The organism is Bacteroides fragilis NCTC 9343 (assembly GCF_000025985.1).
Lineage (GTDB): Bacteria > Bacteroidota > Bacteroidia > Bacteroidales > Bacteroidaceae > Bacteroides > Bacteroides fragilis.
This window is the reverse complement of the sequence record NC_003228.3, coordinates 182,213-206,099: the sequence shown is the minus strand read 5'-3', so window position 1 is coordinate 206,099 and position 23,887 is coordinate 182,213. Positions and strand designations below refer to the sequence as shown.

Genomic DNA, 23,887 nt, shown 5'->3' with positions numbered 1-23,887 from the left:
CTATAGTGACTGCATATCATTCAGTCGTTTATAATATCCGTTTTTAGCCAATAATTCTTCGTGTTTTCCGCGTTCTACAATTTCCCCTTCGTACAGCACACAAATTTCATCTGCATTTTTGATGGTAGAGAGGCGGTGGGCAATAGCAATCGTCGTGCGTGTTTTCATCAAACGCTCCAGCGCTTCCTGTACCAAACGCTCTGACTCAGTATCCAAAGCGGAAGTAGCCTCGTCAAGAATCAAAATGGGAGGATTCTTCAAGATGGCACGGGCTATGCTGATGCGCTGGCGTTGGCCCCCGGAGAGCTTGCTGCCCCGGTCACCGATATTAGTATGGTAACCGTCTTCTTTCTCCATGATAAAATCGTGTGCATTGGCTATTTTGGCGGCCTCAATCACCTGCTCCATAGTCGCGTTCTCAACGCCGAAAGCAATATTATTGAAGAATGTATCATTGAACAAAATAGCTTCCTGATTGACATTTCCTATCAGGCTGCGCAAATCAGAGATACGAACATCCTTGATATTGACTCCGTCTATAGTAATCGTCCCTTCCTGCACATCGTGATAGCGTGGCAATAAATCTACCAACGTAGACTTTCCTGAACCGGACTGCCCAACCAAAGCAACGGTTTTACCCTTGGGTACAGTCAGGTTAATATGTTGAAGTACTTCTTTCTTCCCATCATAACTGAAAGAAATATCTTTGAACTCAACTTGTTCTTCCAACCCATTCAACGGTTTCGGGTTCGGAATCTCCACAATCTTATTTTCTGCTTTCAGTATCTTATCGACACGCTCCATAGAAGCCAGTCCCTTAGGGATATTATATCCGGCTTTCGAAAATTCCTTCAAGGGATTGATAACGCTATAAAGAATTACCATATAAAAGATAAATGTAGGAGCATCAATGGAAGAGTGATTTCCTAATATCAGTGATCCGCCAAACCACAATACAACCACAATAAGCAATGTGCCCAAGAATTCACTCATCGGATGCGCTAATGCCTGACGCATGGCAACCCTATTGGTAGCGTCACGAAACTCATTACTGCATTCCGTAAAACGATTTATCATTTTTTGCTCGGCGATAAAAGCCTTAATAATACGGAGTCCCCCCAAAGTTTCTTCAAGTTGAGACATCGTATCACTCCATTTAGCCTGCGCCTCAAGTGATTGCCTCTTTAATTTTTTACCTACTTTACCCATGATCCATCCCATACCCGGAACCACTAACAATGTAAACAAAGTCAGTTGCCAACTGGTGATAATCAACGTTCCAAAATACATGACAATCAGAATCGGATTCTTGATCAACATATCCAATGAACTTGTAATCGAGTTTTCAACCTCACCCACATCACCACTCATACGGGCAATGATGTCTCCCTTGCGCTCTTCTGAAAAGAAACCCAATGGTAAACTCATCACTTTAGAATAAACCATGATGCGGATATCACGAACGACTCCCGTACGCAAAGGAATCATCACTGCGGAAGAAGCAAAATAGCACGATGTTTTCAATAAAGTCATGAATGCCAGGAACAAACCCAAAAACAGCAATGTAAGAGAAGGACCGTTTATTTCAATCATCCGAGTCACATAATAATAGAAATTATTCACAGCGATGTCCTTCAAGCCCTCTCCCGCAGCATCCCAAGGAATAAACTCATAGACTTTATTGTCCATCTTAAAAAGAATCTGAAGAATCGGAATCAATAAAGTAAACGAAAATATATTAAAAACAGCCGACAGCAAGTTTAAGAATACAGCCCATCCCAGAAATTTCTTGTAAGGCGACACAAACCGCCGCATGAGTTGAAAGAATTCCTTCATTATATCTTATTTATGTTTAGGGCACAAAGATAACAGAAAATCTTTAGTGAATTTATAAATCATCGCATAAACCTACACTATATTTCTTACTTCAAGCCCAATAACTAACATTTGTTATCGAAATAATAACCAATATATTAAAACAGATCATTCCATTTTCAATCACTCTCCACCACAAAAGCTATCCCCCCTATTAATTCCGATCAAAGTCACATATAGCAAAAATTATAACTCGCCGACAAGAACAAACAGTGCTGTTACACTTACATTTAGACCCCAATTTAGTTTTAGAACCTCTAAATATTATAAAAGTATCCCACTTTTCTCCATTTTTTAGTAACATTCTAATATAAACGTTCTATCTTTGCACAAACTATATAAAATATAGAATATAGCAATTACCTAAACCTGCTTAAAAGAATGGAAGTAAATAAACCTCTGCCGCTTATTAGCATCATTGTGCCTATATACAATATAGCAGAATATGCTTCTGAATGCATACAATCCTTAATCAATCAGACCTACAAAAATATTGAAATCATCTTGGTAGATGACGGCTCAACCGATCATTCGCCTGCTATCTGCGATGAATTTGCCGAACAAGACGAACGGATTAAAGTTATCCATAAAAGAAATGGAGGACTCAGCGATGCACGTAATGCAGGGTTAGACGTGGCTACGGGAGAATACATCGGTTTTGTTGATGGTGACGACTGGGTTGATGAGGATATGTACGAGACTCTATATCACTTGATATACGAACATCAAGCTGATATTTCAATTTGTACACACTATACAGAACTGCCCAACAGAACAAAAGTAAAATATAAATCAAAAAAGACAAAGATTTTTAGTTCTCAAAAAGCAATAGCGACTTTAATTGAAGACAAAATAATCCAAAATTATATCTGGGAGAAACTATTCAAACGTGAATTGTTTACAGAACTCCGTTTTCCGGTAGGATGGAGTTTTGAAGACATAGCTTTATGTTATAAAGTATTTCATAAAGCCCGGAAAATCGTTTTATTGCAGACTCCTAAATACCATTATCGAACCCGACCGGGCAGCATTACAAACAGCACACGTAATCCGCTCAAAGAGTTTCAATATTTACAAGCGTTACATGAGCAATTTCAGTTTGCTGCCGAAAATAACATAAAAGTAAGGAAGCCCAAAAAGTTGGTTCAAAAAACGTTTCATTTTATTAATCACATTATTATTTTGCCGCCTTCTTCGTTAAAGAAGAAGTATATCAATGATGCTTTCGAAATAGCACATACTTATGATTATTTAAGGAATTGGGAAATAGGAGTTGCAGCCACCCTAAGACGCTTTTTCGTATATAATTATTTTAATGCGTATGCCTCAGTAATTATCACCTACAGAAAATATATTCCGGCAAGAACGGTAAAATCGACAACAGAATTCTTCTTTGTAAGACGAGTGGCAACCTCTTTGGCTACGGCTATGAGATCAATTCTTTATATCTAAACAATAAGAGCAATATAAAAGTCCTTTATTTCAAAATAAGTATTACATTTGTATCATCCTCACCTTGGAAGAAGCTGTAACATAAAGCTTTTTCCGGTTTTAAATAATAACTGAACTAAGATGAAAACAACTCTTATTATCTCTACTTACAATCGACCGGAGGCTTTGTCCGTATGCCTGGACAGTGTTCGTTTCCAAACCGTTATGCCCGACGAGGTCATTGTTGGCGATGATGGCTCCACTTCAGAAACCAAAGATTTAATAGAGTCTTTCAAAAAAGATTTTCCGGTGCCTCTTATACATTTATGGCAAGAAGACAAAGGTTTTCGCTTGGCTATGATGCGCAACAAGTCTGTTGCGGCAGCAACAGGAGATTATATCATTGAAATAGATGGAGATATCTTCCTCCACAACAAATTTGTAGAAGACCACAAACGATTAGCGAAACCAGGACATTATTTGAGGGGAACCAGAGTGAATCTGGGGCAGAAACTAACAGAAGAAATCTGTAAATCAAAAGTAAACCGAAGAATTTATCCTTGGACAATCGGTATACAAAACAGGGCTGAGACAGCAATTCACTCTACACCGGTTTCTAATTTCTTTGCTGACAGATACAAAAAGAACGTATCTTCCGGACTAGGATGCAACATGTCTTTCTGGAGATCCGATTTTCTGGCAATTAACGGATATGATGAATTTTTTGAAGGCTGGGGAAAAGAAGATGATGACCTGACTCACCGTTTACAACGGAAAGGCTGCAAAAAACGTTCTTTAAGGTTCGCCGGCATCGTATATCATTTGTGGCATGGACACGAAAGCATGGAAAGTGACCAGAAGAATGCAGAATATTTCCGGAAAAACAATGAAAAAAATATAGTTTACTGCGAAAACGGAGTAAGTAAATACTTAAAACAAGAATAAAAATGGGTGACAGTCTGGTATATAAATTGCGTAGTGGGAAACCGCCTAAATTCATCTACTTCGCTTATGATATGTTGAAGATGGCTATTCCCTCCTATTTTTATAGAATGCAGCTGAAGAGAACAATCGCCCAACTATCAAAACGTCCGGACAGGGCCTATATTGAAGAGCGTGTTAGTTATTATAACAGGTTATCCGGAAATAATCATCCCATCCCGCAGGGAACGCATGTAGAAAATAAAATCAGGTATCTGATATACAGAGGAAAGTTAGGCAACTACAAAATGTCATACTTTCACAAGGCCTACTTTTTTGATGCCAGAGAATATACACGTTGGTTCAGTCCTGATTTAAGATGGCAATATTGTCCGGGAGATGTTTATTTCACACCGGATTCACCTACCATTGTAAAAAGCAGATTGTTGGCTGGTGATAACCAAAACTCCGTTATCCTAAAATTAGATGCACTTCGCCATTTTATGTTTGTAAATGATAAAAGATCTTTCACAACCAAAAAGGACTGTGCTATTTTTCGTGGTAAGATCCGTGACAGTCGTATCCGGACTCAATTTATAAAAATGTATATAAATCATCCTCTATGCGACTGCGGAGTAGTAGGTCACGAAACAGGTATACCTCAGGAATGGATGGTTGCCAAGAAGACGATCCGGGAACATCTGGAATACAAATTTATTCTGTCACTTGAAGGGAACGATGTTGCATCTAACCTGAAATGGGTCATGTCTTCCAACTCTATTGCGGTGATGACCCGCCCTACTTGCGAAACCTGGTTTATGGAAGGAAAACTAATTCCCGACTACCATTACATCGAAATCAAGAATGATTTTTCTGATTTTGAAGAGAAACTCACTTATTACATAAACCATCCGGAAAAGGCTCAACAAATAATCGATCATGCCCACGAATATATAAAACAGTTCCAGAACAAGAAACGGGAAAGACTCATTTCACTTCTTGTTTTAGACAAATATTTCAAAGCGACTGGACAAAGCGGAGAAATGTAATAACTACAAACCATAAACTCAATCACCATGATACACATTGCATGTAACATCGACTCTAACTTTACGATTCACTGTGCTGTAACCCTGACTTCATTGTTCGCCAACAATCGTAATTCTGAATTTTGTGTTCATATCATAGCCAGTACTTTGCCGGAGGCCGATCAAAAAGCACTTTCCAGCATTGCAGAGTCATACGGAAACAAAATCTGTTTTTATTTCCCGGAAAAAGATCTTTTAAACAATTTTTCCATCAAGAAAAGTGGAAACAGAATTTCGATTGCAACATACTATCGTTGTCTCTTATCCCGGATACTGCCTGTAAATATTGACAAAATCCTATATATAGACTGTGACATTGTGGTCCTGAATGATATAAGTGAATTCTGGAATACAGATATTACGCAATATGCAATAGGATGTATAGAAGATATCGGTAGTGACGAAGAGGAATACTATTCCCGTTTGCAATACGACAAGAAGTACTCTTATTTTAATGCCGGAGTATTATTGATCAACCTGAAGTATTGGAGGGAACACAAAATAGACGAAATGTGTGAACAGTATTTTCTGGCACATTCCGATCGTATCCGGTTCAATGATCAAGATCTTCTCAATGCACTGTTGTATAAGGACAAATTATTCGTACCTTTCCGCTGGAATGTGCAAGACACGTTCTACCGCCGAACTTACAGTCACAAGGTGAAAGAGCATAGCGGCTTAAAAGAAGCTTTACTGCACCCGGCAATTCTTCATTATACCAATAAAAAGCCATGGAATTATGACAGTATGCACCCTTTGAAACAAGAATATTTTAAATACCTCGACATGACACCATGGAAAGGAACACGCCCTATTATTGACTTTCAGACACGTGTCATCACCGGATTCAAAAGACTCCTCTACATAACAGGAATAAAAAAATCAAAATATATTAATCTGAAAGACTATGAGCTTGCTCAATAAGTTCCAAACAAGTTTGTACGTCAAAGCCACGGGCTTTGGCGTACTCTTCGGCTAATATGGCAAACATCTCATGAGTACCGGGAAGACGCTCAAAATTTTTACATCCCGCTTCTATACCCACATTTCCAAAACGCATACGGTTTAAATCGATGATCTCCACTTCTACTTTTTCATCAATTGTTCGAAAAAGAATGTTACCGGCAGAGTAATCCTTGTGCAACAGTCCATTCTCATGCAACATGGCTGTAGTCCGGGCTATGGCACGTAAGATCTGCTCCTGATTCGGAAAAACCGTTTTTTCAAAGTCACGATATGTATAAGGACAATCTGACTTCAAACACACAAAATAACTTCTACCGAACAAAAGCCATGAACCTGTAGAATAATATCCCACAGGCGCCGGTGATCCGATACCCAATTTACGGAGCATCAAAGCATAGGAATACGAACGTTTGGCCTTTGAGGCACGAAAAAAATTATAGATAATACGATTCAACAGATGAGGTAATTGGTAGGACTTTACAATCAGCTTCTTACCCTCTACATCAAACTCTTTAAGCTCGTTACGTCCTTTGTAAATCACTTTACCCCCTGTTTCGAATACAGTAGGGAGCTCATGTACAAACGAAGATAATTCCTGAAAATCAGGGTTTACACCAATTTTCGTCAGCCTCTTTGTCATACCATCAAATTTTATCTAATCCTTTAGTAAATTTCAACCAGTAATATTTAAGCGGATTAGTATATTTCAACTGTTTCCACGGACGGCTACTATGCGGACGGTGCCAAACAGTCAAGGTAGTAAACAGATAGTTAACAAAACCCTTTTCAAGAGCCTGATGAGAAATGGTCACATCAAACCAGTTTTTCTCCGGGTTCAGAGAATGGAAATCAAAAGCACGTAAAAAGTCAGTCGTCAGCAAAGAGCAGCAGAAGCTAAGATGCTTCTTCTCCGGGAAGACTTGATTCTCTTTGCCTTTTGCATATAAATAGGGATAATTGATCGCCTCATGTTCATCTACTGTCACCGCGGCAGCTATACCGCAATCTTTGCGAGCCTGCGCACCATCAAAAAGAGACTGTAAAGTATGTTTCTTCACAATCACGTCAGATTCCACGATCAACAATCCCGCTTCGGCGGCAATGGCCTTCTCTTGTGCCATCTGGAGCACCAGCAAATAATTGGGAGAAGGATGAGAAGTGATCTCGGACAGATTGACCAATTCAAATCCCATCTTAAGGGATGCCTCCTTCAATTGTTTCGTATTTTCATCGGTGCTGAAGTCATTGTAAATAGTGTAATGAAAAGGAACGGTGAAATCTGATTTTAAAATAGCTTCAGCCGTTTGCAACGTCAACTCGATAGAATCTTTTACCGGAGTAATAATGTGGATACACTTCATTATGAATATAAATTGTCTAAGTTCAAACTTATCGTAATGCGCATTACCGGGCAAATCTATGCAATATTTTCCATATAGCCAATCTTTCCTGCTTTTTATTTCCTACCTTTGCATGCAAACCCCTGACCAATCATGAAAGTAATTGTAGATAACAAAATACCTTACATCAGAGAAGCTATCGAACAAATAGCGGACGAAGTAATATACGTCCCCGGAAAAGATTTTACGCCTGAACTAGTGCAAGATGCCGATGCGTTAATCATCCGTACACGCACCCGTTGTGATCGTTCACTGCTTGCCGGAAGCAAAGTAAAGTTCATCGCAACTGCCACGATCGGATTCGACCACATCGATACGGCTTATTGCCGTGAAGCCGGCATCACATGGACTAATGCTCCGGGATGTAATTCGGCTTCCGTAGCACAGTATATCCAATCCGCACTATTTATCTTACAGCAAACCCGTGGTATGAAATTGAATCAAATGACCATCGGTATTGTAGGTGTGGGAAATGTAGGAAGCAAAGTAGCTGATGTAGCCCGAAAATTAGGAATACAAGTGATGCTGAATGACCTTCCGAGAGAAGAGAGAGAAGAAAGTACAATGTTCGCTTCTTTAAAAAGTATAGCCGAAAAATGCGATATTATCACTTTCCATGTACCTTTATATAAGGAGGGGAAATATAAAACGTATCATTTGGCGGACAAGCATTTCTTCCATTCACTGAAAAAAGGAGCGGTAATCATGAACACTTCACGCGGTGAAGTCATCGAAACAGAAGCACTGCTTGAAGCTCTCCGGTCCGGCATTCTGTCTGATGCTGTCATTGACGTATGGGAACATGAACCGGATATCGACCTTGAACTGCTGGAGAAAGTAATTATAGGCACTCCCCACATCGCCGGATATTCAGCGGACGGGAAAGCAAATGCAACCCGAATGTCACTCGAAGCCTTATGCCGGTTCTTCCGGATAGAAACCGACTATCGGATTACTCCTCCGGAACCGAAGAATAAACTGATTTCTACTGCAACTTATGAAGAGGCATCCCTTATGATTTACGATCCTCGCAGAGACAGTGATGCCCTGAAATCTCACCCGGGGCTCTTCGAACAACTTCGGGGAGACTATCCTTTAAGAAGAGAGGAAGGTGCGTATCGGATCGTAATAACTAAATAATCATGGATATAATCTGTGGAGAATGTCCCCGATCATCTTATAAGCTGTTTACAACGCGCTCTATGATCTTGGGGAACCATTCATATTCCAATGCATGAACTTTTTTAGCCACATCCGCAGGGGTATCTCCGGGAAGTACCGGGCATTTTGCCTGAAAAACAGTACTTCCCTCATCGTAATGCTCATCTATATAATGTATAGTAATCCCACTTTCGGACTCACCTGCCATTACCACCGCCTCATGTACCCGGTCGCCATACATCCCTTTTCCGCCAAATTTAGGTAAAAGTGCAGGGTGAATATTTATAATTTTATCAGGATAAGCATGCAAAAGTGCATCCGGAATACGTAACAGAAAACCGGCCAGCACAATAAAGTCTATCTGATATTTACGCAGCAAATCCAAGATGGACTCCGCAGCTTCCCAATCAGACTTCGGAAAAGCCCTATAAGGCACTCCTAAACGACATGCACGCTCCAAAACATACGCATCTTTCCTGTTAGAAAGAACCAATCTCACTCTAACAGAAGCATTTTTTTCGAAATACCGGATAATGTTTTCAGCATTTGTACCGGAGCCGGAAGCAAAAATAGCGATGTTTTTTCCCATAATCAGACCTTTTAGTGCACAAAACAGTGAAAAATGTGCAAAAGATTGCATTTATTTAATCAAAAATTTGCGCAGGACGATAAATATTTATTCCTTTGCACCGCAAATTTAAAGAAATAAAACTAATTATTAATTAAAAACTTAAAGTTATGTCTGAAATTGCATCAAGAGTGAAAGCGATTATCGTCGATAAATTGGGCGTAGAAGAATCAGAAGTTACAGAAACAGCAAGCTTCACTAACGACCTGGGAGCTGATTCTCTTGACACTGTAGAACTTATCATGGAATTCGAAAAAGAATTCGGTATCTCTATTCCTGATGACCAAGCTGAAAAGATTGGCACAGTACAGGATGCTGTAGCTTACATCGAAGAACACGCTAAGTAATTCGATTTCATCAGTATGGAATTAAAGAGAGTTGTAGTAACAGGTCTGGGCGCCATTACTCCTGTTGGCAATAATGTCCCGGAATTCTGGGAGAACCTCGTGAACGGGGTTAGTGGAGCAGGACCTATTACTCATTTCGATGCATCGCAATTCAAGACTCAATTTGCATGTGAAGTCAAAGGCTTCGATGCAACTCAATATATCGACCGCAAAGAGGCTCGTAAAATGGACCTGTACACACAGTATGCCGTTGCCGTTGCCAAAGAAGCAGTTGCAGACTCGGGTCTTGATATCGAAAATGAGGATTTAAACAGAATCGGCGTTATTTTTGGTGCCGGTATCGGTGGTATACGTACATTTGAGGAGGAAACGAGTAATTACGCCCTTCACAAAGAAAACGGTCCTAAGTACAATCCGTTCTTCATCCCTAAGATGATTTCAGATATTGCTGCCGGACAGATTTCTATTATGTATGGCTTCCACGGCCCGAACTACGCAACTTGTTCTGCATGTGCAACTTCTACTAACGCCATCGCCGATGCATTCAACCTGATCCGTCTGGGTAAGGCAAACGTGATTGTATCCGGTGGTTCGGAAGCCGCTATCGCAGCTGCCGGTGTAGGAGGTTTCAATGCTATGCATGCATTGTCAACTCGTAACGACGAACCACAATCTGCATCTCGTCCGTTCAGTGCAAGCCGTGACGGCTTTGTAATGGGTGAAGGTGGTGGATGTTTGATTCTTGAAGAACTGGAACATGCAAAAGCCCGTGGCGCAAAAATCTATGCAGAAGTTGCCGGCGTAGGTATGTCTGCTGATGCTCACCACCTGACAGCATCTCATCCGGAAGGACTCGGTGCAAAATTGGTGATGAAGAATGCCCTGGAAGACGCAGAGATGAGTCCTGAAGAAGTGGATTACATCAATGTTCATGGAACATCTACTCCGGTCGGAGATATATCGGAAGCCAAAGCAATCAAAGAAGTATTTGGTGAACATGCTTTTGAGTTGAATATCAGTTCAACCAAATCAATGACAGGTCACTTGTTGGGCGCTGCCGGTGCGGTAGAATCAATTGCAAGTATTCTGGCTATTAAGAACGGCATCGTTCCTCCGACTATCAATCATGCCGAAGGTGACAATGACGAGAACATTGACTATAATCTTAATTTCACGTTCAACAAAGCACAGAAACGCGAAATTAATGTTGCCCTTTCGAATACATTCGGATTCGGCGGTCACAATGCTTGTGTAATCTTCAAGAAATACGCTGAATAAAGTCGTGTTACGTAATAAAATAGATAAGATAAGACTCCTGTTCCGCAAGGATAGAGAGTCTTATTCTTGTTTTTACCGTATACTCGGGTTCTATCCCCGCAACATCAGGCTGTACGAGCAGGCTCTACTGCATAAATCAACGGCAGTACGTTCGGAAAAAGGACGTCCGTTGAACAATGAACGCCTGGAATTCCTCGGTGACGCCATCCTTGACGCCATCGTAGGAGATATTGTCTATCAACACTTCGAAGGTAAAAGGGAAGGATTCCTGACCAATACACGTTCTAAAATCGTTCAACGTGAGACTTTGAACAAACTGGCTGTCGAAATAGGCTTGGATAAACTCATCAAATATTCGACACGCTCTTCCTCCCACAACAGCTACATGTATGGCAATGCATTTGAGGCCTTCATCGGTGCAATTTATCTTGACCGCGGATATGAATGCTGCAAACAGTTCATGGAAAGAAGAATCATCGAACCTTATATCGATTTGGATAAACTTTCACGTAAGGAGGTCAACTTCAAGTCAAAATTGATTGAATGGAGTCAAAAAAACAAGATGGAAGTTTCTTTCGAATTGATTGAGCAGTCCCTCGACAAAGAAAATAATCCTGTATTCCAGACAGAAGTGCGAATCGAAGGCATACTCGGTGGATCAGGAACAGGATACTCTAAAAAAGAATCCCAACAGAATGCAGCACAGATGACCCTCAAAAAGATTAAAGGAGATCCTGAGTTTATGGCAAGTGTACAAGAAGCCAAAACACAGAATAATGTACCTGCAGAAGATACGACTCCCGAATCAGAAACGTCTCTGACCGCAGAAAATCAACAGATCGACGAAATTATATCAACCGAAGAGATCAGTGTGTAATCCAAATACAGACACTGTTTATCCAAAGCAGATTCCCATCCGGCGTCCCTGCACCACAAGATCGTGTTCCTCGGTCACCAACTTCAACTTTCCGGCTACCTCCTCTAATGCAACAGAAGATATCTCATCCCCTTTCAAAGCAATCATACGACCGAACTGTCCATTAGCGATCAGTTCTGTTGCATGTCCTCCCATACGGGTAGACAAGTTACGGTCGAAAGGTGTAGGCGACCCACCACGCTGAATATAACCTAATACAGTTTCACGTGTCTCAATACCCGTTTCATATTCAATCTCCTGAGCAATATATTCGGCAGCACGTTTACGTCCATCGGTCTGGATGCCCTCGGCAACCACCACAATCGAATAGGGTTTTCCTTTCTTCAAGCGATTTAAAATCGTATCTCCTATATTTTTAATATTGTAAGGTATCTCCGGTACCAGAATAACATCGCCTCCACCTGCCATGCCCGAATATAAAGCAATCCAACCGGCTTTATGTCCCATCACCTCGATCACCATCACTCTTTTGTGCGAACTCGCCGTGGAATGAAGCCGGTCAATAGCATCCGTAGCAATACTCACTGCCGAGTCGAATCCGAAAGAGATATCGGTACCCCAGATATCGTTATCGATTGTTTTGGGCACAGAAACAATATTGATTCCCATCGCAGCAAACTTTGCAGCGGTTTTCTGTGTACCATTCCCCCCGATACACACTACACAATCAAGACCCAATTCTGCAATATTACGTTGTATTAACGCAGGTTTATCTACATCCGAGATAATGCCTTGCTTACGAAACGGTTTCTCCCGCGAAGTTCCCAGCATGGTACCGCCTAAATTCAACAATCCGGACAAAGATTTTTCAGTAAACGATTCTACTTCTTTCGTCAACAGTCCCTGAAAACCACTGTGAATCCCTACAACTTCCATCCCGTAATGATTAATAGCTGTTTTGCATACCCCACGAATTGTAGCGTTTATACCGGGGCAATCGCCGCCTGATGTAAGAATTCCGATCTTCATTGCTGCTCTTTTTTTATTGAATATTACGTATTTAAAAGAAAAAAGCTACTCTATTACATACAAAAGCATGACATATCCTCACTTTTAACTATTATTTCCGTCGTAAAGATAGAAAAAAAAGATAATTAAGGCTATTTTTGCACGACTAAACATTATATGTTAAAGAGCAATGAATATTACAAAGATTATAAGCAAAGTTTTTGATTCCCGTTTAAAAGCAATAGATCTTTACGATACACAAGCCGGAGAAATACAACACCGGGTATTGACTCGTCTGGTGAAACAAGCAGAAAATACCGAATGGGGAAAGAAGTACGATTATAAATCTATCCGCAATTACGAAGACTTTAAAAATCGCCTCCCCATACAAACCTACGAAGAAGTTAAACCTTATGTAGAGCGTCTCCGCGCGGGCGAACAAAACTTGTTGTGGCCTTCGGAGATACGCTGGTTTGCCAAATCTTCGGGTACAACAAACGATAAGAGTAAATTCCTCCCGGTCAGCAAGGAAGCCTTGGAGGATATTCATTACCGGGGCGGAAAAGATGCAGCTGCAATCTACTTTCGCATGAACCCCGAAAGTCGTTTCTTTTCCGGTAAAGGATTAATTCTGGGAGGTAGCCACAGCCCGAACCTCAACTCCAACCACAGCCTGGTGGGCGACCTTTCGGCCATATTGATTCAAAATGTCAGTCCACTGATCAACCTGATACGCGTGCCAAGCAAACAAATCGCGTTAATGGACGAATGGGAGGCTAAGATTGAAGCTATCGCCAACAGTACCATACCGGTGGATGTGACCAACCTTTCCGGTGTTCCTTCCTGGATGCTGGTACTCATCAAGCGTATCCTTGAGAAAACAGGCAAACAAACCTTAGAAGAGGTATGGCCCAATCTGGAAGTATTTTTCCACGGCGGTGTGGCTTTTACCCCCTACCGCGAACAATACAGACAAGTCATTCATTCTTCTAAAATGCATTATGTCGAAACTTATAATGCATCGGAAGGCTATTTCGGCACACAGAATGACCTTTCCGACCCGTCTATGCTATTGATGATCGACTATGGTGTTTTCTACGAGTTTATTCCTTTGGAGGATGTAGAAAAAGAAAATCCCCGTACTTATTGCCTGGAAGAAGTAGAATTAAATAAGAACTATGCAATGGTGATTTCCACCTCTTGTGGATTATGGCGCTATATGATTGGGGATACAGTAAAATTCACCCGAAAGAATCCGTATAAATTCGTCATTACCGGACGTACCAAGCACTTCATCAACGCATTCGGCGAAGAGCTAATCGTAGATAATGCCGAGAAAGGACTTGCCAAAGCCTGCGCCGAAACAGGAGCTCAGGTCAGCGAATATTCTGCTGCTCCCGTATTTATGGATGCAAATGCCAAATGCCGTCATCAATGGCTTATTGAATTTGCCAAAATGCCCGATTCCATCGAGAAATTCGCAATGATACTGGATGCTACCCTGAAAGAGGTCAATTCGGATTATGAAGCAAAACGATGGAAAGATATTGCTCTCCAGCCATTAGAAGTAATTGTAGCACGCAAGGGCCTCTTTCATGACTGGCTTGCGAAGAAAGGAAAATTAGGCGGTCAGCATAAAGTTCCAAGACTAAGCAATACAAGAGATTATATTGAAGAAATGATTGCTTTGAATGAACGGTGATGAACGACCGGTGGTTTTGAACGATCAACGATGAATATAATGTAAATAGCGCAGCCCACTCATCGTTGATCGGTCATCGTTATGATCCCTCCTCCCAACAACAAACCGTCTTTGTAAAAAGCGGCAGCTTGTCCTTCTGCAATAGCAGATAAAGGTTCGTGCAATCGTATGTGTAGCAACCCTTCAGGAGTGATTGTAACCGAACAATGGTTTTCTTGTTTCCGATACCGTATTTTCACTATGACATCATCACAGCCCAACAGACGAGATTCATCCACTATGTTCCAATCTTTCAGCCACATTTCTGATTTCTCAAGTGATTTCAAGGATGCCAATACCACTTCATTCGTTTCCGGATGGATTTCTTTTACGAAAACAGCACGATTCAACTGAATGCCCAATCCTCTACGTTGGCCAATCGTATAAAAAGGATATCCCTCGTGCCAAGCTATAAAATTGCCGCTTTCATCGAGGAATCGTCCTCTCTCTACTTTTCTGTATATGTTACGGTTCTTATCTCCGGACTCATCACAAAGACATTTCTTCAGAAAGCTACGATAATCGAGCGGACAAAAACAAACACCGATACTATCTTTCTTTTTCGAGACCTTTTCAAATCCCCTCCCGGCGGCATAAGCACGTGCTTCAGACTTAGTCATTCCACCCATCGGGAGTAACATACGTTGCAGAATCTCTTGCCTTAACCCCCACAGGAAAAAGGACTGATCCTTATCCACATCTTCAGCAGGTGCAATATAATAATTCCCATCTATCCACTGTTTTCTCACGTAATGTCCCGTAGCCAAATAAAAAATGCCCATTTCATCGGCGATTTTTGCTAACAAGGGCCATTTCAACTGATTATTGCAAAGAGTACAGGGAACCGGAGTATGACCGGACATATATTCATCAATGAAGTAATCTATAATCTGTTCTTGAAAAACTTTGCGAGCGTCATACGTAATATGACCGATACCCAAACGAGCAGCTAACGCACGGGCATCCTCCAAATATTCAGTAGAACCGTTGAACTCATAAAAACGAAAAGTAACCCCTGTTACTTCATAACCGGCTTCAAGCAATAACATAGCAGCCACAGAACTGTCTGTACCGCCACTCATTCCCAACAAGACTCGTTTGTTTTTTTCCATCATACCGCAAAATTACATAAAATCCCGTATCTTTGATCCTCCAAACCCGATAGAATGAAAGAAGCACTTACCACGAACCAAGTTGTCATTGTACTCGTAGAGCACCCTGTTTTGGGACTATTGCTCGTACCGTACACCGTCGGCCGGGCCTTGGACAATACGTTGGAAGTGATCGAACAGGCTTTTCATGCTTCTCCCGATGCCCTGAAAAAAATGAATGAAGCGGAACAAAAAGCTATCGACATAGCTTCACACTATACTGAGAAATATTTGATGGGAGTCTATTCACGTGAGAAGACAGTTCCCAAATTCCTCCGTAAACTAACCGAGGACAGCAATAAACTAAAGCAGCAAATCCGCCCTTTCATCGAGAAAAAGCTCTTGGAAATGCTAGAACTGATATGTAACGGACAGCTTCCGTTCTATCAAAAGCCAAGTGGCAGCAAACAACTTTATGAACACCACGCGTACCGCGTCCATCCTCACAACCTAAAAACTCATTTTTCATTCAAAGTAACCGAAGAACACTTCAGTTATCAGTTGCAGTGCTACGATGATGATACTCCGGTTTCATTAATGGAGCAGAAACCTGTCGTCGTCCTTACCTCAAATCCTGCCACTCTGCTGCTGGGTATGGATTTATATACTTTTAGCCACATCGAAGCCTCACGTTTGTTACCCTTCACTAAAAAAGAACGTATCAGCGCAGATGCTTCACTAACCGAAAAATATATAGATAATATCATAATTCCTCTCGCACGTTATCACGACATCAGTATACAAGGATTAAAAGTCGTCAGAGAGAAACGTCCGTGTAATGCTTATCTCTATCTTGAAGATACGATTTATAACGATACATTGTTACGGCTTGATTTTCGTTACGGCGAACAGTCCTTTTCACCGCAGCCCTCCGATGAAACCAGGAAATTTGTCTTTCGTGAGCAAGAAGAGGAGGAAATCGTCATACACTATTTCCAGCGTAATTCAACCGCTGAAAGAAAAGCTGTACATCTGCTTCAGAAAGCCGGCTTGCAATGCATCAGTGACTCCCATTTCAAGCTATCATCCGCGGCTCCCGAAAAGAACATTACCGAATGGATCAGCCACCATCGCCAAATGTTGCTCGAAGAGTTTGTCTTGTCCAGTGATACACAAAACAAACCGTACTATCTTCCCGAAATCCGGATAGAACAGAGTTGTGAAGACGGTCCCGATTGGTTTGACCTACACATCACTGTTGTCATCGGCAATCAGAGAATTCCTTTCAGCCGCTTCCGAAAAAACATACTGGAAGGCAATAGAGAATATATCCTCCCCGACGGACACATTGTCCTTCTACCCGAAGAATGGTTCAGCAAGTATGCCAACCTTCTTGAAGCAGGCAAAGAATCAGACAAAACGATCCGTCTGAAACGCCCCTTTATCGGTGTAATAGAATCTATCTTAGAAAAAGACCGACAAAGCACAAGCATCAAAACGCTGCTGAGCAAAGAAATTCCCGTACCCATCGGGCTTAAGGCTAATCTTCGCTCTTATCAACAGAAAGGCTTTTCATGGTTGGCAAACCTCTATCTTGAAGGATTTGGCGGATGCCTGGCCGATGATATGGGATTGGGCAAGACTTTACAGACACTCGCTCTCCTGCAATATGTCTACAAACCGGGAAATACAACCGAAGCAATTCGGGAAACAATCGATTTGAAAAAAGCGGAAAGCACTTCGGGTTGCCTCCCTCAAAAACAAGTATTCTTCGATGAAAAGGGACAATTTTCACTCTTTCCCATGCAAAGCAAAGAGGAAGAAAACTCCCGGATCGCCCCCCAAGTTCCACAAATTCCGGAACCGGTTCAAAAGCAAAACCGGATATCCCCCTTACACGGTACCCTGATAGTCGTACCTACCTCCCTTTTACATAATTGGAAACGTGAGGCATCTCGTTTCACCAATCTGTCAATGATGGAATACAATGGAAGTTCACCCAACGAAATTACCCGATTGAAAAAATATTTCGACCGTTATCATTTGATTTTCACTACTTATGGTACGATGCGCAACAACATAGCAACCTTAAGCCAATATACATTCGAATGCATTGTCCTTGACGAGAGTCAAAACATTAAAAACAGCGAATCCCTCACGTTTCGTTCAGCCATACAGCTACGCAGCAGACACAGGCTGATCCTGACAGGAACTCCCATCGAAAATTCACTGAAAGACCTTTGGGCACAATTTCATTTTCTTCAACCCGAACTTTTAGGAAATGAAACCACTTTCAGCAAGCATTTTATCAATGCCATCCGGCAAGGAGACGAACGAATGAAGGATCGCTTACGTCAGCTCATCACACCATTCATCCTACGCAGAAGTAAGCAGGAGGTAACCCCGGAACTGCCATCATTAACCGAAGAAGTAGTTTATTGCGATATGACAGAAAGACAAAACGAACTCTATCAACATGAAAAGAACAGCCTTCGGAACATCTTACTGGAACAGACTGCAGAGAAGGGACAACAATCTTTCACGGTACTCAATGGAATCCTCCGTCTAAGACAACTCTCCTGTCATCCGCAATTGTTTTTACCCGATTTCATCGGTGATTCGGGTAAATTATATCAGATTATAGAAACCTTCGAAACGCTCCGCAGCGAAGGACATAAAGTTCTGATCTTCTCTTCTTTCGTTAAACACCTGGAATTAGTTGCCGGTGAATTTCGTAAACGCAAATGGGATTACGCCTTCCTGACAGGCTCTTCAACCAATCGTCCGGAAGAAATAGCACGCTTTAACCGTGACCCCAAGATACAGGCTTTTCTTATCTCACTCAAAGCCGGAGGTGTAGGCCTCAACCTGACACAGGCAGACTATGTATTCATTATCGATCCTTGGTGGAACCCGGCAGCCGAATCACAGGCCATCGCCCGAGCCCACCGTATCGGACAAAACAATCAGGTGATTGCTTACCGTTTTATCACTCAAGGCAGCATAGAGGAGAAAATTATACAACTGCAAGAAGAAAAGCGCAAACTGGCCGAAACCTTTATTACAGATACCGAGCAGCTTCCGGCACTAACCAACCGAGAGTGGGCCCGACTTTTAGGATCATAGCCTTCTTCCCGCTGCTTATCAGGCCGGTTCTCTCATACATTCAAGATCAGAAAACCGCACTGACAACCTGCATGGTGTATACACTTTCCACTTCGGGATAGTCATCTGTAAACTGATCCAGGAGATCCTCATAAAAGCCATAAGGCACCATAGCCACACTTCGTGTCTTCGACGGATAATATCTCTGAACAATATATGTCCTTTCCATACCATCCAACTTTATTTCATATTTCCGATATGAACTATTCCCAACCGCAAGAGAACTACGGGTGAAAGTCCCTTCTTTATATTTCTCACCGTATTTATCCGGATAGACATATACAATTCCCCCTTGATCCTTTGTATATATAAACTGATAACCGCCTCCTGCTTTTACAGGAATGGAAGCCAAGGCTTTTTCTTTCAGTTCCTTTTGTGCAGCCACCGTCATCTTATCGCCTTTCACATAAGCATCCAGCTTAACGATCTTCATTTTATCAGACCGATAATCTATTTTCACTTTTAAACCGACGGATTCTCCTTTCGCATCGGTAATAGTCACTTCCGCATCACCAACGCCCAGTGTTTCGTAGTTGAAAGCATCCGAAAGCTTATCCATATTCACTTTGAGGATATCAGAATTGCTACTTACGGTATAGGGTTTTACTCCTCCATAAATGGCGATAGACGTCTGATTTGTATTCGGATAATAAGCAGTCCAGACACCATTTTCAATATTATTAAATGAATCGTCTCCAATTCTTAACGGTTCGGATTCCTCCTTATCACAGCCGGCCAGTCCCAGCAGAAAGGCTGTAGCCAGTAAAGTAAAGCATAGATAGCTTCGTAATGCCCGAGTTTTCATGTTTTTGTGTTTTTATGGTTACTTATCAGACAAATATATGCATTTTTTGTTTAGAGAGTTTCTATTTCTCTCTTTTTTAGAAAATTATCATTCAGAATCTTTTTATCACCCAATCTAAATCTGACAGCATATCTCCTCTCCCGCCCTAAAAATCGCTGAACCTAAAATCCCGGTCCACTCTTTTCCCTCCGATACCATTTACATCGTTTCCCCGCATCAACTATCTGACTCTTCCACCATTCAATATATACCCCATCCTTATCAGAAAAACTTCATGAAGCCCTCCTCCATTCTTTATCAGATGTATTGCCGGCTGTATATATGTATCCCGATTAAACGAATAACGATATGTCACTTCTCCGGCAACTTCATTACACGATTTGAACTGAGCGGCAGACAGGAACAAGCCCGCCTCATGCCGCTTCTGACCACCCGGAACATAAATCCACGTCACACCTGCTCCCATATAATTTCTACATTCACTGAACACAGAAGAAGTACGGGTGTATTGTACTAACAGGTTTACCTCCTGACGAACTCTACTCCATAACTTTCGTTCTGCATACCCCCACCAGGCAAACGTCATCTTCGGGGAGACTTTCTTTTCCCTTTCCCGGGTCTTCCACTCTCCAGCCACATCAGGCATATCACCGTTAGTATGTAGAGAGAAACCGCCAAAACACTTTCCATATTCTGTTTGATAATTAATTTCCGTTATACTGAATACTCCGTCCTTGCGGGGATTGAATGTGAACGGATGCTTACCTTTACTCCATCCGTTGTACCCTTTACCGTTGTACAGACTGCTTTCAATACCGAACCGGCCCAGCGTCATCTTATAATCGAGACATAATGCAGCCAGAGGATAATTGGCTATCGGATAGTTAGCGGACAAAGTAGGGAATATCCCGCACGAACTGTTTGTAAACAGTGACATACAAGGAGTTGTGAAATAATCTTCATTCAGATTGCGAATCCCGGCAAACAAAGTGACATTTCCGACAAGCCGGGTATATCCCAGCACAGCAATGGCACAAGGCAAATTATCCTCTTCAATATTCGAGAAGGTTTGCAGGTCATTAATGATCCGTTCCGGACGCGTCTTATATACGTGTATCGAAGCAAACTCCAAGATTCCCTTCGTACCGATGGGCACGTATGCGTCCAATCTTAACAGGTTGCACCAGTTCGTCCTCTTCTTCAGATCATATTGGAACTCGGTAATATAAGTGGCGCCACACGTCTGGGCGCAAAGGCGGAGGACGCTCCCGAAAAGCATCCAACAGACTATTGCAATATAGTTCATAATTTCCCATTCTTGTAATTCAGTCAGTAAATAGAGTTCGATTCAGCCTACTTCTTCCCCGTCTTTATAACCATTTCGAAAATCTTCGAATATACCAGCTCTTCATAAATTGTGTAAGAACACAGTAGGATACCAAGATAAGCACCAGCCAGGGGAAGTAACTCAACGGTAACGGTTCAAGTCCTATCGACAGGCCAAACGATGTGAAAGGAATAGCTATGCCCATTGCCATGATCAGGAAGGTCAACCCCAGCACCGGCCAGGTGGCACGACTCTGAAAAAACGGTATCTTACGAGTCCTGATCATATGTACGATCAATGTCTGTGACAATAATCCCTCGACAAACCAACCGGACTGAAAGAGAGTCTGGTGCTCAGGTGAATTACAGGCAAACACGTACCACATCAAACAATAGGTGGCAATATCGAAAACGGAACTTATCGGCCCGATGTAAATCATAAACCGACTCAGATCGGATGCGTCCCACTTCTGGGGTTGCTTCAGAAACTCGGCATCCATCCGGTCAAACGGAATGGTAGTTTGCGAGATATCATACAAAAGGTTCTGAATGAGCAGATGTATCGGCAACATGGGCAGAAACGGCAGAAATGCACTGGCGAACATCACACTGAACATATTGCCGAAATTGGAACTGGCGGTCATCTTTATGTATTTGGTGATATTGCCAAAGGTCTTACGCCCTTCCAAGACACCCTCTTTGAGCACACTCAAATCTTTGTCCAAAAGAATGATATCGGCACTCTCCTTCGCAATGTCCACGGCAGAATCTACGGAAATACCAATGTCCGACTGCCTCAATGCTCCGGCATCATTCACCCCGTCACCCAAAAATCCTACCGTGTTGCCATTTTGCTGAAGAATCATGATTATCTCGCTCTTCTGCAAAGGCGTCAGCCTGGAAAAGAGAGTGGCTTGTCCCACTATTTCACGTAATTCTTCCCCGTCCTTGCCTTCAAGCTCAACCCCTGTTACCGAATGGCACGTATCAATGCCTATCTGCCGGGCAATGGCGTTCACGATTACATCATTATCACCGGAAAGTATCTTAACCTCGATACCATATTCGCGCAATTGGCGGATAGCCTCGGCAGAAGAGGGCTTGGGGGGATCAAGAAACGCCAGGTAACCAATAAGTACCATCTCGTCCTCGTCGGTGACGGCAAAGTCCCGTGCCTTGCTGATAAAGCTTTTTTGTGCGATGGCAAGTACCCGCATCCCGTTACGATTCATATCATCACTGATTCTCTTTGCCTTACTTCTGAGTTTATCGGTCAATTCATATACCTGACCGTTGAACTCGGCATGAGAGCAAATATTCAGCATCTCCTCCACAGCTCCCTTCGTGATGATTTGCCTTTTTCCCTGCTGATCTTCAATAACTACCGACATCCGACGTCGACTGAAATCAAACGGTATCTCATCAATCTTCGTGTAACCTTCCGTCAGATGTTCCAGATTTTCTTCGCGTACGTGGGCAAGGATAGCTTTGTCCATCAGGTTCTTGAGACCTGTCTGAAAGTAACTGTTAAGGAATGCGTGGCGCAATATCCTTCGGGAATGATCATCGCTGCCGTCCGCATTGATATACTTCTCCAATACGATTTTATCGCAGGTCAGCGTACCGGTCTTGTCGGTACAAAGAATGTTCATGGCCCCGAAATTCTGGATGGCATTGAGATTCTTCACGACCGTTTTTTTCTTCGACATTGATACAGCACCTTTCGAGAGGTTTGCTGTGACTATCATCGGAAGCATCTCAGGAGTCAATCCCACAGCCACCGATAAGGCAAATATGAATGCCTCGAACCAATCGCCTTTTGTGAAACCGTTGACAAAGAAGACGAATGGAACCATCACCAGCATAAAGCGTATCAGTAAGAAACTGACCTTACTGATTCCCTTGTCGAAAGCGGTAGTCGCACGTTCACCCACTAAACTTCGGGCTATCGTTCCGAGATAGGTATCGTTACCCGTCCCGAAAACGATTCCTTTGGCAGATCCGCTGATAACAGTGGAACCCATGTAGCAGATATTGTCAAGCTCGATGACGCTTCCGTGACTGTGTCTCCTACCGTTTATTTCAGGAAATTTCTCTACTGGATCGGACTCACCGGTAAGTGATGCCTGGCTGACAAATAGATCCTTCGATTCAATGATGCGGATGTCTGCCGGAATCATGTCACCGGCAGCAAGGCAAACAACATCACCCGGTACCAATTCCGTAATATCAACCTCCTCACTTCCCGAAAACCGCTTTACGAAACAGGTATTTTTGACCATCTTCATCAATGAGTCAGTAGCTTCACTTGCTTTCCACTCCTGCCAGAAGCGGAGAATGGCACTGCAAACTACCATCGAGATAATAATCAGAACAGCTGTCCACTCACGGTCTTCAGGACGGGCCATTACTACATCGATGACCAGAGAGATGACAGCCAGCGCCGTCAACACACCGATAAACGGATTGATGAACGTACGGATGAAAAGTACGAGTGGATTCTTCTTTTGCTCTCGTGAGATTTCATTTTTACCATAGGCGGATTGTCGTTGCCCGATCTCTTCTTCACTCAGTCCCACACTCGAAGTCTGGAAATAAGAATATGCAGTCTTAGCAGGTTGCGTGGCAACCAGGAATACCCGTTCGGAATTAAATTGATACTGCGCTTTCTTTTTTTCTTTCTTTCTCCAAATCATAATCTTTGCGCTTTAATAAGTAGACACTCTGTTCGTTTTTAACGCCACAAAGGTACAAACCACCTTATGAGAAGGTAGTTAGA

General features: G+C 42.2%; 19 protein-coding genes. 10 read left to right on the top strand and 9 right to left on the bottom strand.

The window, feature by feature from the left end; translation table 11 throughout:
• Complete coding sequence (locus BF9343_RS00855) at positions 1-1,836, bottom strand: ABC transporter ATP-binding protein (protein ID WP_005783855.1); 1,836 nt, start codon at positions 1,834-1,836, stop codon at positions 1-3.
• 420 nt (positions 1,837-2,256) lie between these two features.
• Here BF9343_RS00855 and BF9343_RS00850 point away from each other — a divergent pair, with 420 nt between their 5' ends.
• From BF9343_RS00850 to BF9343_RS00835, 4 genes are all read left to right on the top strand, one after another.
• Positions 2,257-3,327 (top strand): glycosyltransferase family 2 protein, encoded by a 1,071-nt coding sequence (locus BF9343_RS00850; protein ID WP_010991932.1) that lies wholly within the window; start codon positions 2,257-2,259, stop codon positions 3,325-3,327.
• 120 nt (positions 3,328-3,447) lie between these two features.
• The gene (locus BF9343_RS00845; protein WP_008657976.1) at positions 3,448-4,251 is read left to right on the top strand and encodes a glycosyltransferase family 2 protein; all 804 of its coding nucleotides are present in this window, start codon (positions 3,448-3,450) and stop codon (positions 4,249-4,251) included.
• A gap of 2 nt (positions 4,252-4,253) precedes the next feature.
• The gene (locus tag BF9343_RS00840) at positions 4,254-5,276 is read left to right on the top strand and encodes a glycosyl transferase family 90 (protein ID WP_005796808.1); all 1,023 of its coding nucleotides are present in this window, start codon (positions 4,254-4,256) and stop codon (positions 5,274-5,276) included.
• A gap of 27 nt (positions 5,277-5,303) precedes the next feature.
• Positions 5,304-6,239, top strand: coding sequence for a glycosyltransferase family 8 protein (locus BF9343_RS00835; protein WP_005783848.1), 936 nt, complete (start codon positions 5,304-5,306; stop codon positions 6,237-6,239).
• On the opposite strand, the gene BF9343_RS00830 is transcribed toward BF9343_RS00835, so the two are convergent.
• Positions 6,208-6,921 (bottom strand): lipopolysaccharide kinase InaA family protein, encoded by a 714-nt coding sequence (locus BF9343_RS00830; RefSeq protein WP_005796811.1) that lies wholly within the window; start codon positions 6,919-6,921, stop codon positions 6,208-6,210. The two genes, BF9343_RS00835 and BF9343_RS00830, sit on opposite strands and share 32 nt — an antisense overlap.
• A 4-nt stretch (positions 6,922-6,925) precedes the next feature.
• The gene (locus tag BF9343_RS00825; RefSeq protein ID WP_008769187.1) at positions 6,926-7,642 is read right to left on the bottom strand and encodes a glycosyltransferase family protein; all 717 of its coding nucleotides are present in this window, start codon (positions 7,640-7,642) and stop codon (positions 6,926-6,928) included.
• Positions 7,643-7,774: 132 nt separating this feature from the next.
• On the opposite strand from BF9343_RS00825, the gene pdxB reads away from it, so the two are divergent.
• Positions 7,775-8,821, top strand: coding sequence for a 4-phosphoerythronate dehydrogenase PdxB (gene pdxB / locus BF9343_RS00820; protein ID WP_010991931.1), 1,047 nt, complete (start codon positions 7,775-7,777; stop codon positions 8,819-8,821).
• Between the two features lie 37 nt (positions 8,822-8,858).
• Here the strand turns inward: pdxB and purN are convergent, their stop codons facing one another.
• Positions 8,859-9,482 (bottom strand): phosphoribosylglycinamide formyltransferase, encoded by a 624-nt coding sequence (purN, locus tag BF9343_RS00815; protein ID WP_005783840.1) that lies wholly within the window; start codon positions 9,480-9,482, stop codon positions 8,859-8,861.
• A gap of 98 nt (positions 9,483-9,580) precedes the next feature.
• Here purN and BF9343_RS00810 point away from each other — a divergent pair, with 98 nt between their 5' ends.
• The 3 genes from BF9343_RS00810 to rnc are packed head-to-tail and all read left to right on the top strand — an operon-like array spanning position 9,581 to position 11,972.
• On the top strand, positions 9,581-9,817 hold the full coding sequence (locus BF9343_RS00810; protein WP_005779510.1) for an acyl carrier protein: 237 nt from the start codon (positions 9,581-9,583) through the stop codon (positions 9,815-9,817).
• A gap of 15 nt (positions 9,818-9,832) precedes the next feature.
• Positions 9,833-11,095 carry a beta-ketoacyl-ACP synthase II gene (gene fabF / locus BF9343_RS00805; protein WP_005783836.1) on the top strand — a complete coding sequence of 421 codons (1,263 nt, stop codon included), beginning with the start codon at positions 9,833-9,835 and terminating at the stop codon, positions 11,093-11,095.
• Positions 11,096-11,099: 4 nt separating this feature from the next.
• The gene (rnc, locus tag BF9343_RS00800) at positions 11,100-11,972 is read left to right on the top strand and encodes a ribonuclease III (protein ID WP_005796814.1); all 873 of its coding nucleotides are present in this window, start codon (positions 11,100-11,102) and stop codon (positions 11,970-11,972) included.
• Between the two features lie 18 nt (positions 11,973-11,990).
• Here rnc and BF9343_RS00795 read toward each other — a convergent pair whose 3' ends face one another.
• A complete protein-coding gene (locus tag BF9343_RS00795; RefSeq protein WP_005779516.1) occupies positions 11,991-13,001 on the bottom strand; it encodes an ATP-dependent 6-phosphofructokinase in 1,011 nt (336 codons plus the stop codon).
• 169 nt (positions 13,002-13,170) lie between these two features.
• Between BF9343_RS00795 and BF9343_RS00790 the strand changes: the two genes are divergently transcribed.
• Entirely contained in the window at positions 13,171-14,682 is a 1,512-nt protein-coding gene (locus BF9343_RS00790) for a GH3 auxin-responsive promoter family protein (RefSeq protein WP_005783832.1), read from the top strand.
• A 59-nt stretch (positions 14,683-14,741) separates the two neighbouring features.
• Here the strand turns inward: BF9343_RS00790 and mnmA are convergent, their stop codons facing one another.
• Complete coding sequence (gene mnmA / locus BF9343_RS00785; protein ID WP_005783829.1) at positions 14,742-15,833, bottom strand: tRNA 2-thiouridine(34) synthase MnmA; 1,092 nt, start codon at positions 15,831-15,833, stop codon at positions 14,742-14,744.
• A 54-nt stretch (positions 15,834-15,887) separates the two neighbouring features.
• Here mnmA and BF9343_RS00780 point away from each other — a divergent pair, with 54 nt between their 5' ends.
• Positions 15,888-18,938, top strand: a complete 3,051-nt coding sequence (locus BF9343_RS00780; RefSeq protein WP_010991929.1) for a DEAD/DEAH box helicase — start codon at positions 15,888-15,890, stop codon at positions 18,936-18,938.
• A gap of 46 nt (positions 18,939-18,984) precedes the next feature.
• Here BF9343_RS00780 and BF9343_RS00775 read toward each other — a convergent pair whose 3' ends face one another.
• From BF9343_RS00775 to mgtA, 3 genes are all read right to left on the bottom strand, one after another.
• Entirely contained in the window at positions 18,985-19,782 is a 798-nt protein-coding gene (locus BF9343_RS00775) for a hypothetical protein (RefSeq protein WP_005783825.1), read from the bottom strand.
• Positions 19,783-20,002: 220 nt separating this feature from the next.
• Positions 20,003-21,088: a hypothetical protein gene (locus BF9343_RS00770; protein WP_005783823.1), complete on the bottom strand. Its 1,086-nt coding sequence runs from the start codon at positions 21,086-21,088 to the stop codon at positions 20,003-20,005.
• A gap of 64 nt (positions 21,089-21,152) precedes the next feature.
• Positions 21,153-23,804 carry a magnesium-translocating P-type ATPase gene (gene mgtA, locus BF9343_RS00765; protein WP_005813834.1) on the bottom strand — a complete coding sequence of 884 codons (2,652 nt, stop codon included), beginning with the start codon at positions 23,802-23,804 and terminating at the stop codon, positions 21,153-21,155.
• Between the last annotated feature and the right edge of the window lie 83 nt (positions 23,805-23,887).